This window comes from Mucilaginibacter sp. OK098, assembly GCF_900142915.1.
GTDB lineage: Bacteria > Bacteroidota > Bacteroidia > Sphingobacteriales > Sphingobacteriaceae > Mucilaginibacter.
Genome location: NZ_FRCM01000001.1, coordinates 874,525 through 892,397 on the forward strand (window position 1 = coordinate 874,525; position 17,873 = coordinate 892,397).

Annotated in this window: 7 protein-coding genes; all 7 read right to left on the bottom strand. The window is 39.7% G+C overall.

Annotation, left to right across the window (positions count from 1 at the left end; all coding sequences use genetic code 11):
- Nucleotides 1-68 precede the first annotated feature (68 nt).
- Nucleotides 69-2,522: an ABC transporter permease gene (locus BUE31_RS03590; protein WP_073400325.1), complete on the bottom strand. Its 2,454-nt coding sequence runs from the start codon at nt 2,520-2,522 to the stop codon at nt 69-71.
- Nucleotides 2,523-2,631: 109 nt separating this feature from the next.
- Nucleotides 2,632-5,097 (bottom strand): ABC transporter permease, encoded by a 2,466-nt coding sequence (locus tag BUE31_RS03595; RefSeq protein ID WP_073400327.1) that lies wholly within the window; start codon nt 5,095-5,097, stop codon nt 2,632-2,634.
- A 133-nt stretch (nt 5,098-5,230) separates the two neighbouring features.
- Nucleotides 5,231-7,660 (bottom strand): ABC transporter permease, encoded by a 2,430-nt coding sequence (locus BUE31_RS03600; protein WP_073400329.1) that lies wholly within the window; start codon nt 7,658-7,660, stop codon nt 5,231-5,233.
- A 102-nt stretch (nt 7,661-7,762) separates the two neighbouring features.
- Nucleotides 7,763-10,210, bottom strand: a complete 2,448-nt coding sequence (locus BUE31_RS03605; protein ID WP_073400331.1) for an ABC transporter permease — start codon at nt 10,208-10,210, stop codon at nt 7,763-7,765.
- Nucleotides 10,211-10,344: 134 nt separating this feature from the next.
- Entirely contained in the window at nt 10,345-12,714 is a 2,370-nt protein-coding gene (locus BUE31_RS03610) for an ABC transporter permease (RefSeq protein WP_073400333.1), read from the bottom strand.
- Between the two features lie 84 nt (nt 12,715-12,798).
- Nucleotides 12,799-15,168 carry an ABC transporter permease gene (locus BUE31_RS03615; RefSeq protein WP_073400335.1) on the bottom strand — a complete coding sequence of 790 codons (2,370 nt, stop codon included), beginning with the start codon at nt 15,166-15,168 and terminating at the stop codon, nt 12,799-12,801.
- A 116-nt stretch (nt 15,169-15,284) separates the two neighbouring features.
- Nucleotides 15,285-17,708: an ABC transporter permease gene (locus BUE31_RS03620; RefSeq protein WP_073400337.1), complete on the bottom strand. Its 2,424-nt coding sequence runs from the start codon at nt 17,706-17,708 to the stop codon at nt 15,285-15,287.
- Nucleotides 17,709-17,873: the final 165 nt, after the last annotated feature.

The window sequence follows — 17,873 nt, forward strand, 5'->3', positions numbered from 1 at the left end:
GCGCTGTCATTGGTCATTTGCCATTGGTTTGCATCAGTCACTAATGACTAATGACCAATGCCAAATGACTATTCCGAACGCAGGCTTTTCACCGGGTTTGCAATTGCTGCTTTAACCGTTTGAAAGCTCGATGTAAATACTGCTGCCAGCAGCATTCCTGCTCCGCTTATGGCAAAGATCCACCAGCTTATGCTGGTACGGTCGGCAAAGCTTTGCATCCATTTGTTCATGGCATACCATGCAATTGGAGTAACCAGTACAAAAGCAAGCAGGATAAGCCAGATCAGTTCTGACGATAGTAAAGATACAATTTGAGCAACCGAAGCGCCAAGCACTTTACGCACACCAATTTCTTTGGTACGCTGATTGGTGGTATAAATGGCAAGGCCCAGCAAACCAAGGCAGCTTATAAATATGGATAAACCCGTAGCCCAGTTTAACAGGGTTGATGTATGCTGCTCGCTGTCATAAAACTTAGCAATATTTTCATCAAAAAAGTGATACTCAAAATCATCGTCAGGGTAAATTTCCTTCCATGAACGTTCCATGCTTGCAACTGCTTTCTTCCAGTCATTCCCATCTTTTGTTTGTGGCTTCAAAGCAATAAGAAATGCATTATTCCTGCTAAGAGCCGGGTTTGTAAGAAAAGCTAGCGGTTTAATTGGAGCATGTAACGACCGCTGATAAAAATCAGCCATTACCCCAACAATCGTCCACATTTTATCATTTTGTTTTATCTGTTTCCCAATAGCATCGGCGGTTTTTTTAAAGCCCAGGATTTTGGCATAAGTTTGGTTAATAAGAAACGCATGGTTGGTATCGCTCTTTTGGATATTGCGCCCCGCAAGTATTTTTATTTGAAAAAGCTTCAGATAATTTTCATCGCCATATTTCTCCTGAACATCATTTTTAATTTCCTTTTTACCGTCCATGTAAAGCATTTCTGTTGACAAGGTGTTATTTGATGAAGGCGCGTCAGTGCCAATACTTATCGTATTTACCTGCGCTATTGCACGCAGTTTATCATAAAATACCAAATTCCGGCTAAACTTGCTGTTTTTCCAGGGTGCGTGTATAATTACTATGGCATCCTTTTTAAACCCCAGGTCTTTATGTAAGGCATAATACACCTGTTTACTGACCAGCACTGTAGCCATTATAAAAAATTGCGCAATAACAAACTGCATCACTGTTAGTGATTTGCGCAGGTATGCATTGCGTGTTTGGCTGCTGTTTGAATGCGCCTGGTTTTTAAGTACCAGCACCGGTTTATATGATGACAACATAATTGCCGGGTAAAAACCTGATAAAATACTTACCACAAAAGTTAAGATCACCAGGAATAAGATCAGATCGGGCTGGTGTAAAAAATCTGCTTTTATATCCTTTGAAATAAAATCGGAAAACAGTTTCAAAATAACCGGAGTTAACATTACCGAAATCAATACGGCAATAAGTGTAACAATAAATGTTTCACTTAAAAACTGGAAGATCAATTGTTTGCGGCTGCTACCCAAAGTTTTACGGATCCCAATTTCTTTTGCTCGTTGCGATGCCTGTGCAGTGGTTAAATTGATAAAATTAATACAGCCCAATAACAACAGGAAAGTAGCCATTGCCAGTAAACCGTATAAGGTGGTTTTATTAGCTATGCGTCCAAAATCAAATGTTCCGTAATCAGCGTTAAAATGGAGATCGCTTAAAGGTTGTAAACGAAATTCTTCTGTATTGCCCTTGTCTTCTTTATGATTCTTTTTGAGCAACTCATTAAGTTGCTTTTCAATATGGGAAATAGTTGTTTTTGGCGATAATTTCACAAATAGCTGGAAAGCGGAGTTTGTATCTCCCCATTCCTTTAGCGCTAATTGATCGCCCAGTGCTTTATTAGCAGTGGCTGTGCTGTATGATATAAAATCATGAAAGGTAAAATCGGTATTTTGCTCTATTGTCTGTACTACACCAGTAACCGTGGTTTTTAAAGTATCGTATGTAACCGTTTTGCCTATCATCTGGTTGAACGACAATTCCGGGAAATACTTTTTTGCCTGTTTTGAGGTAAGTACCACCTGATTGGGGGCATCAAGCGCATTGGTTGACGAGCCGGCCAGCCATTTATAATCCAAAATTTTAAAATAGCGTTGGTCGGCCAGGATCACGTTATCCTGGTCTTTAAATCTTGTGGGCGTATTCCCTGCCCTCTCAATAAAAACACTTGGCTGGGATAAAGTAAAAAAGGGCGCGGTAACATCTATCCCGGTTACCTGCCTTTGAGTTGCCAAAGCCAGTGGTGCAGGCACACCGCTGTTGTGCCCGGGTTCTCCTGAAAATGTAAAATTGGTTACTATTCTATAAATGCGGTCGCCATCTTTATGAAACCTATCAAACGTAAAATCAAAATGAACTATCAAGTAAATAACCACAGCTGCACTGATCCCTATAGACAGGCCAACAATGTTTATCAGGGTAAATAATTTATGCTTTCCAAAGCTTCTGAAAGCAGTTTTAAAGTAGTTTTTTATCATTATGGTTGGTCATTAGTCATTGTGTCATTTCGCTGCGCTGTCATTGGTCACTAGTCATTTGCCATTGGTTTGTATTAGTCACTAGTGACCAGTGACCAATGACAAATGACTATTCCGAACGTAAGCTCTTCACAGGGTTTGCAATTGCTGCTTTAACCGTTTGAAAACTCGATGTAAATACAGCGGCTATTAGCATCCCGGCGCCGCTTGCGGCAAATATCCACCAGCTTATCGGTGTCCTGTCGGCATATGTTTCTATCCATTTGTTCATGGCATACCACGCTATTGGCGTTACCAGGATAAACGCAAACAGTATCAGCAACACCAGTTCTGATGACAGTAAAGTTACTATTTGCGCAACCGAAGCGCCAAGCACTTTACGTACGCCAATTTCTTTAGTCCGTTGATTAGTTGTATAGATAGCCAGACCAAGTAAGCCCAGGCAGCTTATAAATATAGATAAGCCAGTTGCCCAGGTAAGTAATTTTGAGGTGTGCTGCTCGCTGGCATAAAATTTGGCTATTGATTCATCGTAAAAATGGAAGTCGAAATCATCGTCGGGATAAACTTCCTTGTACTGCTTTTCCATTGTAGCGATGGCTTTCTTCCACTCGTTCCCACCTTCGGTTTGCGGTTTTAAGGCAATATGAAATGTACTTGTCTGATAGGTGTTTTTTCCAAAAAGAATAGCCAAAGGATTGATAGGCGATTGTAACGAACGCTCATAAAAGTCACCAACAACACCAATAATTGTCATTGTATGATTACCGTTGAACTTACCAATCTGCTTACCTATTGCATCATGCAGGTTTTTGAAACCAAGTATTTTAGCATACTTTTCATTTATCAGAAATGCTGTTGCAGTATCACTTTTTTGTATATTCCTGCCTGCAAGCAGTTTGATATTGTATAATTTAATAAAATTTTCATCACCGCTCTTCAACTCTACACCGGTTTTGATCTCCTTTTTTCCATCCATATATACGGCCGCTGTTGTATTGGTACTTCCAGATGACGGTGGCGCCCCGCCAATGCTTATCATCTCAACCTGTGGTATTGACCGCAGTTTGCCCAATAATACCATGTTTTTGTCCATGTTACGGGTTTTATAAGGACTTTGTATAAAAACAATGGCATCTTTTTTAAACCCAAGATCTTTATGCAACGCATAATAAATTTGCTTGCTAACCAAAACCGTTGCCATTATAAAAAACTGCGCTATAATAAATTGCGAAACCGTTAACGATTTACGAAGCCAGGCATTCCTGGTTTTATTGCTATTGCTTTGCGCCTGATTTTTAAGTACTAAAACAGGTTTATATCCCGACAGCATAAGTGCAGGGTAAAAACCGGATAAGAAACTTACAACTATAGTGAGCACTATAAGGAAAATGATAATATCCGGATGATGAATAAAATCCGCTTTAATGCCCGGGGCTATGAAATCAGCAAATAGCTTCAATATTACCGGGGCAAGCAGCATCGAAATAATAACAGCAAACAGGGTAATAAAAAAAGTTTCGCTTAAAAATTGCACAATCAGCTGCATACGACTGCTGCCCATGGTTTTGCGGATGCCAATTTCCTTTGCCCTTTGTGTCGCTTGAGCTGTAGTTAAATTTACGAAATTTATGCATCCTAATAGCAACAGGAACGCTCCTATTACCAATAGGCCATATAATGTTGTTTTATTGGCCGATGAGCTAAAATCAAATGTTCCGTATTTTTCACTAAAGTGAATATTGCCCAGTGGTTCAAGGCCAAACGCATGAGTGCTTCCCTTTTCTTCAGGTTTTGGAGGGCTGCTTTTTTTCAATATGGTATTTAATTGCTTTTCAACATTTGCTGCAGAAGCGGTTGGCGCTAACTTGATAAAGACTTCAGATGCCGAATTTGTACTTTCCCACTCATGTAATTGCAGTGAGCTGCCCAAATCTTTATTTGCGAGGGCTGAGCTAAACGATATAAAATCATGAAAAGCGAAATCAGTATTTTCTGTTATTGTTTGTACAATTCCGGTAACTGTTGTTTTTAAGGTATCATAAGTAACAATCTTTCCAATCATCTGATCATATGATAATGATGGAAAGTAAAGCTTTGCGCGCTCAGATGTTAATACAACATGGTTGGGCGCATTTAACGCGCTGGTTGAAGAGCCTGCAAGCCACACATATTTAAATATTTTAAAGTATGCCTGGTCTGCCAGTACAATTTTATCCTGGGCCTTAAACCGGGTTGGAATGTTTTTTTTACCGGCAATAAATACATCAGGCGATAACGAATAAAGGGGGGCCGTTATTTCTACCCCCGTAGCCTGGCTTTTAATGGCTTCGGCTAAGGGGCCGCAAACGCCTGAGGTATAGCTGGGGTTTCCCTGGAAGCTAAAATTACTTACAACCCTATAAATTTTGTCGCTGTCTTTGTGGAATTTATCAAAGGTGAAATCGTAATGAACAATAAGGTAAATTACTAATGCGGCACTAATGCCTATTGATAAACCGACAATATTTATCAGCGTAAATAACTTGTGTTTCCTGAAGCCTCTAAAGGCAATTTTAAAATAGTTTTTTATCATTTTATTTAGTCATTAGTCATTAGTCATTTGCTTCGCTGTCATTAGTCATTGGTGCTTTAAGGCTGCAAATTGTATCATTGGACATTAATCAAATCATCTTAATACACAAATGACCAATGCCCAATGACCAGTCTTACTCAGAACGCAGACTCTTCACCGGGTTTGCCAGCGCCGCTTTAATTGATTGAAAGCTAATAGTAACAAAAGCTATAATTAAAGCAAGTACAGCTGCCATAGCCAGCACCCACCAGCTTATGTTAATCCGGAAAGCAAAATCGCCCAAAAACCATTTGTTTATTGAAAAAAATGCTACCGGCAACGCAATTATTGCAGCTATAATTACAAGTTTCAAAAAGTCTTTTGACAGTTCGGTAACTATTTGTGAGATACTTGCACCCAATACCTTGCGTACGCCAATTTCTTTTACGCGTTGGCTTATGGTAAAGGCCGATAACCCAAATAAACCAAGGCAGGCAATGAATATAGCAATGCAGGAGAAAATAGTGAACAGGCTCCCCTGTTGCTGTTCGCTGTTATAAAGCTGGCCAAACTTTTCATCCAAAAAGGTAAAATCAAAAGGTGTTTCGGGCAGGTATTTGTGCCAGGTATCCTTAACAGTTTGTATTGTAGCTTTTGTGTTATTACCATCTACTTTTATTGATAGTTTGCCATAGTAGTTACCATGTGATGGTAAGCTGAATAATAATGGGATGATCTTTTGGTGTAGTGATTCAAAATGAAAATCTTTAACCACCCCTATTATTTTCCCTTTTACGTTGCCGTAAACCATATCCTTCGCCAATGCATTTTCAGCTGTTTTCCAGCCAAATTCCTTTACCGCTTCCTCGTTTATAATAAAGTTGTTAGTATCGGTTGCAATGGCTTTTGAGAAATTCCGGCCCGCTGCCATTTGCATCCCATAGGTAGGGATAAAGCCAAAGTCGGTAGTGATATATTTAAGATCGATCTTAATTGCCTGCAACGATCCTCCTTCAATGATCTTTGCATTCTGATCGTCCAATAACCGGCCGGATGGAATGCGCGACGAGATGCCTAATTCTTTAATGTTAGCATTTCTTTTTAAATCCTCCTTAAAGGCATCATATTGTCTGTTTAGCGAATAAGGATAATTCATTGTTATAATATGGTCTTTATTAAAACCAAGCGCTATTTTTTGGATGTATTGAAGCTGCTGAAATACAACAGTTGTAGCTACAATTAAAATTATGGAAATTGAAAACTGTACAACCACAAGTATCTTTCTGAAAGAAATACCGCCGGAGCCTGCTTTTATTATCCCCTTTAGAACTTTTACAGGTAAAAACGACGACATGAAAATTGCCGGATAAATACCGCTTATTAAGCCAATAACAAATGGCAGCGCCAATATTGGTAATAAAACATTCAAGTGTAACAGGCTGCCAAATGACAGGGATTGCCCCGAAAGCGTATTTATAAATGGAATTAATATAACAGTTGATACGCCGGCTAATATCAGCGCCATCCAGGTAATTAATACCGATTCGCTTAAAAATTGGGCGATGATCTCTTTACGTTGTGCACCTATTACTTTCCTTATTCCTATTTCCTTTGCCCTTAATGCCGATCTTGCTGTAGATAAATTCATGTAATTAATACAGGCGATCAATAAAATAAATAGTGCAATAGCCGAGAAGATGAGCACACGTTTGATATCGCCATTTTCTTCAATCTCGTCATCCAGGTGCGATTTAAGATGGATGTCCGTCAAATTTTCCAGTTCAAGCTTGGTAACCTGCTGGGTTTTCAGGTTGCCGGGCATTCCGGGGAAATGCACATATTTATCCAAAAAGTCAGGCAACTGCGCTTTAACGTGTTCAACATTATAATCTTTTGGGAACAGCAGGTAAGTATAGAATGCATTGTTACCATAATTGGTTTGCAATTGCTTTTCACCATAAATTGCGGTATCCTTTAAAGTATTAAAGGACAGGAGAATCTGCGGGTGCATGTGCGAATTGGCAGGGAAGGCCTTATAAACGCCGGTAACCTTAAAATCGTGCTTATTTAATAAAATGCTTTTGTTAATAGGATTTTCATCGCCAAAATATCTCCTGGCAACTTCCTCTGTCAACATAATGCTATACGGATCAAGCAATGCACTTTTAGCATCGCCCTTTACAACCGGCACATTAAATAAGGTGAAGAAATTCTCATCAGCAAAAACACTATTTTTTTCATTAAAGAGCTTTTCCTTATACTTTAATGCAATAGTACCATTTGGATAGATCCTGGTGATTTTCTTAATATCAGAAAATGCATTTTGCAGCAGCGGGCCAAAAGGCGGGGCAACCGCACTCAGGTGCAGGTTTTCAACTCCCGGAGCAGTATAGAAGATCCGGGTAACCCTGTATATATCTTTTGCGTTCTTGTTAAACTTATCATAGCTATACTCATTTATAATATAAGCCAAAATAAGCAGGCAGCAGGTTAACCCCACGGTTAAGCCAAATATGTTGATGAAGGAAATAAACGGGTGCCTTTTGATATTCCGAAAAGCACTCCTCAAATAGTTTTTTATCATTTTATTTAGTTATTAGTCATTATGTCATTAGTCATTTCGCTGAGCTGTCATTGGTCATTGGTTTGCATCAGTCACTAATGACTAATGATCAATGACCAATGACTATTCCGAACGCAGGCTCTTAACCGGGTTAGCCAGCGCAGCCTTTACCGACTGAAAACTAATGGTTACCAGCGCTATCAGTATTGCCGATACCCCTGATACCAGGAAGATCCACCAGCTGATATTTACCCGGTAGGCAAAATCCTGCAGCCATAAATGCATAAAGTAATATGCTATTGGCGATGCTATTAGTATGGCGATCATAACAAGGCTTATAAAATCTCTGCTCAACATCGATACGATACTTGATGCACTGGCACCCAAAACCTTCCTGATCCCTATTTCCTTAACACGCTGTTGTGCGGTAAACGTAGCCAGTCCAAACAATCCCATGCATGAAATAAAGATGGCAATGCCCATGGCTGTGCTCATTAGTTTAGCTGTTTTTTGCTCCTTTTCGTATAAATTGGCAATGGTTTCGTCAAAAAATTTGTATTCAAATTTCTCATTTGGATAAATCTCCTTAGAAATCTGTTCTATTTGGGAGATGGTCTTCTTAAAATCATCAGCTTGTTTGCCTGCAGTGGCCAGCTTTATGCTTAATGTTCTTTCATTATCCTTGATAGAGCACAAAAAGAACGGGGTGATAGCTTCGTGCAGCGATTTTGAATGAAAATCTTTTACAATGCCCACAATTGCGCGCCTTTGCTTATTGATACCGACCTCAACAATTTTCCCAAGTGCATCTGCTGGTCGTTTAAATCCAAGGGCTTTGGCACATGTTTCGTTTACCAGGAACTCTGTTAACGTATCCGCATGTCGCAGGTTTCTGCCGGCAACTATCTTCAGGCCGAACAGCGGCACATAATTTTCATCACAAAAGTCAAACGACGCATCAATTTTATTCTCACCGGTGGCGCCTTTATAACTCATATAAGTTCCGGGGTGCCCCGTTGCTGCCGGTGTTGTCCGGTGGCGGGTTATTAACTGTACTCCCTGCAGCTGTTTTATCTTGTTGGCATAAACAGTCAATTGCTCACTTGTATTATTCCAGCCTGTACGGATAGATATGATCGCATCCTTATTAAAGCCAAGATCCTTATTCAGTATAAAATGGATCTGGTTGCCGATAACAACTGTGCCTATGATAAAAACCAGCGAAACTGTAAATTGAAATACGATAAGCGATTTGCGCAAGTAACTTTTCCCATTAAGCTTTTGCGAACCCTCTCCCTTTAAACTTATCACAGGCAAATAAGACGATAGCACCCGTGCGGGATAAATCCCGGCAAGCAACCCTGTAAATATCGTTACTGAAACTAAAAATATCAGTACCGGTGCGCTCAACAGATCCAAAGTAACACCCGGTGGAATTAAATTATGGAAGGCAGCCAGTACGGGGTTTGCCATCATAACAGAAACAAATACAGCAACTATCGTTACAAAAAAGGTCTCTATTAAAAATTGCACCGTTAAACTTGATTTACTGCCTCCAAGCACTTTACGTACACCAACCTCCTTAGCTCTGCGCAACGATTGTGCCGTTGAAAGGTTAACAAAATTTATTACCGCTATCACTAAAATAAACAAGGCTATCCCTATAAGTGCATAAAGTGTTGGCAAATGGGCCTTGCGGGTGTAAGAGTCTTCATAGGCGCTGTTAAAGTGAACATCTGCCAAAGGTTGTAGTTTTAATTCAACACTGAAGCCTGGTGGCATTTTTACATGAGCCTTAACAAATGCCGGAAACTGTTTTGCAATCTGTGCGGGCGTTACACCCTTTGCCAGCTTCACATATCCCTGTGAATTATAATCCCACATGCCCCAATGCTGCAAATCAATATCGTTTTTTAAGAAACTGTGCTGAATAGTAGCAAATGAAACGAAATCCTTAAAGCCAAAATCGGTATTATTACTCCAATCCTTAACAACTCCCGAAACGGTAAGGTGCAGCGAATCGTTGTAAGTAACATTCCTGCCGATAACGTTCTGGGGTTCAACGTTTCCAAAATACTTTTGCACTTCAGTTTCAGAAAGCACAACTTTAAATGGCTCCTTTAACGCAGTTACTGCGTTACCTGCGAGCCATTGATATTTAAAGAGGTTAAAGTACTGGGGTTCGGTAATAATTATGCTTGATACGTCTTCCGCAGCGTCAAACTTCCTGGGATCTTTGCTCCCGTCAGGGATGGTAACTTTAAAAGCATAATTATAAAATGCTGTAACATTTTCAAACCCGCTTACCTCGTTCCGGATAGTGATTGGTAAAGCGCTGATGGTAGAACCCAAGTCGTCGGCTTTTCCGTTCGGATTATGAAACCTCGCCACTATCCGGTAAATGCGTTCCTTATCAGGGTGAAAATTATCATAACTCAACTCAAAACTGGTGATCAGGTAAATAACCAAACAGGCACAAATCCCAAGCGAAAGGCCAAGTACGTTTATGGCTGTATATACCTTGTTACGGGTGATGTTCCGCCACGCGGTTTTAAAATAGTTTCTTATCATGTTTTAATCATTAGTCATTGTGTCATTCGCTGCGCTGTCATTGGTCATTTAGTTCATTGTTGATGGTTCATAGTTCATAGCCAAACCGTTTAGTTTCCAGTAATTTCGCCCAATCTCCGATCTCCAATCTCTAATCACTCGGAACGCAGGCTCTTCACTGGATTTGCAACAGCCGCTTTTATCGACTGGAAACTGATCGTTACCAGCGCAATTCCTATCGATATCAAACCTGCCAAAAGAAATATCACCCAGTTAATATCAATCCGGTAAACAAAATTTTGCAGCCATTTATTCATGGCCCACCATGCTATTGGCGAACCAATTATTATTGAGAGTAACACCAGCTTCAAAAAATCCTTCGATACCAGGGTTACTATGCTGCTTACACTTGCACCCAGCACTTTACGGATGCCAATCTCTTTGGTCTTGATCTGTGCCGTATAAGTTGCTAAGCCTAAGAGGCCAAGGCAGGAAATAACAATTGCGATAGCCGAGAAGATGTTAAATAGAATCCCGGTTCGCTGCTCGGTTTTATACAGGTTGCCGTATTCTTCATCCATAAAGTTATATTCAAATGGAAACCCGGGGTTGTATTGGTTCCAAAGGCGGGTAGCTGCCGCAATGGCCTTGGCTGCATTTTTCCCGGTAGTTTTTACATATAATAAATAGCCATTAGGCTCATAATAAATTACAGTAGGTTCAATTCTTTCTTTTAACGATGCAGTATTAAAATCTTTAACAACACCTATAATGGTACCTTCCTTTCCCAATAATTTCAGGCGTTTACCTATCGGATTTTTCGTCCCGATTAAATTAACTGCTGTTTCGTTTAAAATGAAGTGGGCGGTGTCTGTTTTTACCCCTGCAAAATTAGCTCCGGCCAATAGTTTAATTTTCATCAGCGGGATAAACTTTTCATCTATCCCCAGGTGATGGATGATAGTAGTAACATTAGGGTCTTTACCATCCCAGTCTGCCCCCCCAGTATAATGCTTGTTATCTACCAGTTTATTATCTGATGATGTTATAGCTTCAATACCCGGCTGATTTCTTAATTCGGCTTTAACCACATCCGGGTGCTTTTGCATCTCGCCCATCTGGAAAGAAAAAACCTGCGAACGGTCATACCCCGGATCTTTTTCGCGGATATATTTTAATTGTTTACCAATTACTAGGGTAACAATGATCAGCGTAACCGAAAAAATAAACTGGGTGGTAACCAATACCTTCCTGAAAGTTACATTGCCAATACCTAACATCAATTTTCCTTTTAGCGCGTTTAATGGTTCAAAAGATGATAACAATAAGGCAGGATATATAGAAGATGCAATTAAGGTGCCTGTAACCGTAAGCAACACTATTTTCCACAAAGCAGGATCGGCCAGGTTAAGGTGTATGTGTTTACCTGAGATCTGATTATAATATGGCATCAACAGGGTAATTAATACAAATGCAAATACCAGTGCGATACTAAAAAACAAAACCGTTTCAATAATAAATTGCGCAAACAGCTGTGCTTTTTGAGCGCCTACAATTTTACGGATGCTTACCTCCTTAGCGCGGATCATTGACCGGGCGGTAGAAAGGTTAACATAATTGATACAGGCAATCAGCAATATTAAAACAGCAACAATTAAAAATATATTTACCGTTTGCATCCCTGATGCGGAGCCGTCAACCTGGTACAAGTGAATTTTTGAAAGCGGCTGTAACCTAAAAATGTCATCTTTTAAGGATACCTTTGTCCCTGGAGCATTTTTTGCCTGGATGCGGATAAGCTTTTCTCCAATCGGCTTTATTGGGGTGCCCGGCTCAATCTCAAAAAAAGTAATAAATCCACAATTACCCCAATTCGAATCAAGCGATTTATAATAACCCTTGCCGTTGTAGTCTTTAGCTCTGAGATTCATAGAGAACAGCATGTCATAATTAATGCTGGAATTATCCGGAAAATCGGCAATTATTCCGCTTACCGTATAATTATTTTTATGGTCCTGCTGTAATACTTTACCTATAGGATTTTCGTTTCCAAAGTATTTCCTGGCTGTAGATTGCGTGATGATGACAGATTGGTCATTTGGAAATGGATTTGTAGCGCTTCCTTTCAGCCATTTAAAATCAAACATCCTGAAAAACGAAGGGTCAATATAAGCTGTATTCTCTTCTCTTAATAGTTTATCCCTGTAACTAAAAACACTGCTGTAACCATGGTTTATACGTACCGCATTTTTAACACCCGGAATTTCTTTTAAAGCATAAGTTGCTACAGGCGCCTGTATATTATCCCAGACTGTTTTGGCACTTCCACTGCCAAAAAATGCATTAACACGGTATATATTTTTTGTTTTTGTATGGAAGGAATCAAAGCTTAGCTCGTCCTGCACCCATAATAAAATAAGTATACCTATAGCAAGGCCAAGGGTAAGCCCTGCAATATTTATAACCGAGTAAAATTTATTTTTTACCAGGTTTCGCCATGCGGTTTTAAAGTAGTTTTTTATCATTAGTTCAATTGTTTATTGGTTCATTAGTTTATTGGTGCCTGTCTCCGAGATTTTTTTAACTAATCTCTGATCTTTAGCCTCTAATCACTCGGAACGCAGGCTCTTCACCGGGTTTGCCACTGCGGCTTTTATCGATTGGAAGCTGATGGTTATCAACGCGATTCCTATCGATATCAAACCTGCCAAAAGAAATATCACCCAGTTAATATCAATCCGGTAAACAAAATTTTGCAGCCATTTATTCATTGCCCACCAGGCTATTGGTGAACCAATTGTTATAGATAGTAAAATCAGTTTCAAAAAGTCCTTCGATACCAGGGCTACTATGCTGCTCACGCTTGCACCCAATACTTTACGGATTCCAATCTCTTTGGTCATGATCTGTGCTGTATAGGTTGCTAATCCTAAAAGGCCAAGGCATGAAATAATAATTGCAATAGCCGAAAAGATGTTAAATAAAACACCGGTTCGCTGCTCTGTTTTATACAAGTTGCCGTATTCTTCATCCATAAAATTATACTCAAACGGAAAACCGGGATTATATTGGTTCCATAAACGGGTGGCTGCTGCAATGGCTTTAGCAGCGTTTCTTCCCGTGGTTTTTACATATAATAAATAACCTTTAGGCTCATAATAAATTACTGTAGGTTCAATTCTTTCTTTTAACGATGCTGTATTAAAGTCTTTAACAACGCCTATAATGGTTCCCTCTGTTTCCTGTAATTTCAGACGTTTACCAATAGGATTCTTTATTCCGGTTAATTTAACAGCAGTTTCGTTTAATATAAAGTGGGCTGTATCTGATTTTACCCCCGAAAAATTATTTCCAGCCAGTAATTTAATTTTCATCAGCGGGATAAACTTCTCATCTATTCCTAAGTGGTGAATAATAAAGCCCGAATTGGCGTCTTTACCATCCCAATCTACACCGGCGGTAGTATTTCCGTTATTTACCAGTGTATTATCCGATGCTGTTACGGCTTCAATACCCGGCTGGTTCCTTAGTTCGGCTTTAACCAAATCCTGGTGTTTTTGCATCTCGCCCATTTGGAAAGAGAAAACCTGCGAACGGTCATAACCCGGATCTTTTTCGCGGATGTATTTTAATTGTTTTCCAATTACCAGGGTAACTATTATCAGCGTAACCGAAAAAATAAATTGGGTGGTAACCAAGATCTTCCTGAAGGTAACATTGCCCACGCCTAAGGTTATTTTTCCTTTTAATGCCTTTAATGGTTCAAAAGACGATAATAATAAGGCTGGGTATATGGATGCTGCGATTAAAGTACCGGCAACCGTTAGTGAAACTATCTTCCATACAGCAGGATCAGCCAGGTTAAGATGCATGTGTTTACCCGAGATCTGGTTATAGTATGGCATTAGCAGAGTAATCAGTATAAAAGCAAATACCAGCGCGATACTGAAAAATAGAACAGTTTCAATAATAAACTGTGCAAACAACTGTGCTTTTTGAGCACCTACAATTTTACGGATGCTTACCTCTTTAGCACGGATCATTGACCGGGCGGTTGAAAGGTTAACATAATTGATGCAGGCTATCAGTAATATTAAAACAGCAACAATTAAAAATATATTAACCGTTTGCATTCCTGATGCTGTGCCATCTGCCTGGTACAGGTGAATAGTTGAAAGTGGTTGTAACTGATAGGCATTCTCCTTTAAATTCACCTTTATCCACGGTGCGTTTTTTGCCTGGATCCGGATCAGTTTTTCCCCAACAGGCTTTATAGGTGTACCGGGTTGAATTTCAAAGAAAGTAGTATACCCAAAATTACCCCAGTTGCTATCAAGTGATTTCCAGAAACCCTTGCCGTTATATTCTTTGGCTACCAGGTTCATTGAGAACAGCATATCATAATTTATGCTTGAGTTATCCGGAAAATCGGCAATTATACCGCTTACGGTATAATTATCCTTATGATCCTGCTGTAACACTTTCCCGATAGGGTCTTCTTCTCCAAAATACTTTTTCGCTGTAGATTGTGTGATGATTACAGACTGATCATTAGGAAATGGATTTTTGGCGTCTCCTTTTATCCATTTAAAATCAAACATGCTGAAAAGAGATGGATCGGTATATGCTGTATTATTTTCCTTTAGCAGCTTGTTTTTATAGCTAAAAACGCTGTTATATCCCGACGAGATGCGAACGGCATTTTTAACACCCGGCACTTCTTTTAAAGCATAAGTTGCTACTGGCGCCTGTGCATTATCCCAAATCCTTTTGGTGCTTCCGCTGCCTAAAAATGAATTAACACGGTATATGCTTTTTGTTTTTGTATGAAAAGAATCAAAACTCAGTTCGTCCTGTACCCATAGTAAAATAAGCATGCCTATAGCAAGGCCCAGGGTTAACCCCGCAATATTAATTACGGAATAAAACTTATTTTTCACCAGGTTCCGCCACGCGGTTTTGAAATAGTTTTTTATCATATATTAGTCATTTGTCATTCGCTTCGCTGTCATTAGTCATTCGTGCTTTGAGGTTGTAAATTGTATTATTGGATAATTAGTCTAATCCACAAATGACTAGTGCCCAATGACCAACCTCACTCGGAACGCAGACTCTTCACCGGGTTTGCCAGTGCAGCCTTGATTGATTGAAAGCTGATTGTAACTGAAGCTACCAATAAAGCAATGCCCGCAGCCAGTACAAATACCCACCATTGAATATCTATCCGGTAGGCGAAATCCTGCAGCCATTTGCTCATGGCGTACCATGTTAGCGGAAACGCGATCAGCGATGCTATTACTATCAGCTTTAAAAACTCTTTTGATAGCATAACTGTGATGCTGCCTGTTGTTGCCCCCAAAACTTTCCTGATCCCAATTTCTTTAACCCGCTGGCGGATCATAAACGCAGCCAAACCAAACAAGCCAAGGCTGGCTATTATAACTGCTATAACAGCAAATGATGTAAATATCTTACCGGTACGCTCTTCAGTATTGTATAACGATTGATACTGCTCATCCAAAAAAGAATAGCTAAAAGGTGTACCGGGATTGTATAAACTCCACTGACGCTTTATATCTGCCAATAAAGGTTGCACATCAGCTGTTTTTATCCTTGCAATTATTGAACCCGGGCTATTAGTAGATGGCAACATCATTAAAGGTGCGATCTTTTGTTTTGCGGAGGTGTAATGAAAATCTTTCACTACCCCAACTATGGTATAATGGCGCTGACCTGAACGGATGATGGTTTTACCTATCGGATCAGTATTTCCAAAACCGAGATCGCGCACAGCGGCTTCATTAACTATAACTGAAACTGAATCGGCAGGCGACGGCGGGTAAAAGTTTCGCCCTTTAATAATTTGGATCCCCAACGTTGGGATATACGAATCCTCCACCCAATAAATGCCGCTTTGGATCTCGGTACGGGCGCCTTTATCTGCCAGGTTTTTAGCATAAATTTCGGTACCCCCCATATTATTGAAGCCCGGTACATTGCTTGAAATGCTGGCGTTTACCACACGGTGATCATTTAAAAGCTGTTGCTTAAAAGCTACTATATTATTGCCCAGTGTATAGGTATCATTTATTACCAGTACCTGGTTTTTATCGTAGCCAAGTTTCTTGTTCTGCATAAAATGCAATTGCTGGTAAACCACAAATGTTGATATGATCAGTGCTGTAGATATAGCAAACTGGCATACGATCAAACTGCTGCGTAACCCTCCCCGACCGGTAGTTTGCACAGTACTGTTCCCTTTTAAAACAGCCAGAATTTTAAATGAGGATAAGAAAAATGCAGGGTAAATACCTGCAACAAGCCCAACAAAAAGGATCAGGGCAATTTGTAAACCCAGCGCCCTGAAATTCAGGAAGAACAACATATCAATATGTTTGCCGGCAAGGTTATTAAAGTATGGCAATAACAGATAAATAAGACCTAACGCAAAAAGCATTGCCAGGGCGGTAAGCATTACTGATTCAGTAAGAAACTGCAAAACAAGCTTGTTTTTTTCTGACCCTAATACCTTCCTGATCCCTATTTCTTTTGAGCGGTTTGATGAGCTTGCTGTTGACAGGTTAGTGAAATTTATACAAGCCAGCAGCAGAATGAAGAAGGCGAGGGCGCCAAATATATAAACATAGTGAATATCGCCATTAGCCTCAAACTCATATTTAGATGCTGAATGCAGATGTATATCAGTAACAGGCTGTAAAAAGAACAGGAAAGAGTTTACAGACTTTTGGGCCTCTGCAAGGCTCACCCCCATATCACGCTGAATTTCAGGAACAACATTTTTTGCAACCAATTTCGGAAAACCGGCCTCCAGCTTTTTAGGATCGGCATTTTTATCAAGCAGAAGATAGGTAAAATAGCCAACGTTACTCCAGGTTTGCCTTGTGGTAGCCGTAACAAATGTAGCCATGCTTATAAACGCATCAGCATGGAAATGAGAATTACCCGGAATTTCGTCAATTATGCCGGTTATTTTTAAAAGGTTAGGGCCAACACTCACCATTTTACCAAGCGCCGGAGAATTCCCAAAATATTTCTTCCCGAATGTTTTAGTGATAACTACGGTATTTGGCTCAGTAAGTGCAGCTTTACTGTCACCTTCAATTAATGGTATTGAAAACAGGTGAAAGAAGTTAGGATCGATCATTACGATCTTGTTTTCTTTAAACTGCTTTTCATTGTATTTAACAAACACCGGCCCCCGCTGAGACAAGCGGGTAAAATCCAATACTTGCGGAAAAGCATTTTTTATGCCCTGTCCTACTGCAACGTCAACATTTGGAAAATCGGCCGAGGTATTGTTTCCATTTGAGTGAAGCGCAACCCTGTAGAGCTGTTTGGCATTTGCAGAATAAGTATCATAAGTTAATTCCTGGTATAAATAAGCGCTGATGAGCATACAGCAGGCTAATCCAACGGCTAACCCAAAAACGTTTATAAATGAGAATACTTTGTTCCTCCTCAGATTTCGCCAGGCTGTTATTATGAAGTTTTTGATCATAAGTTATCATTCATTAATCAGCTTATTTTAATATAATAAGCCGCGTTTCTCATAAGTAGTTTAAAATGCATACCAATTATATAAAATGCTATTAATCAATTATTTATATTTTACTTTTAATTACAACTGTATCATTAGCGAACACAGGGTGTTACACCTGCGAAC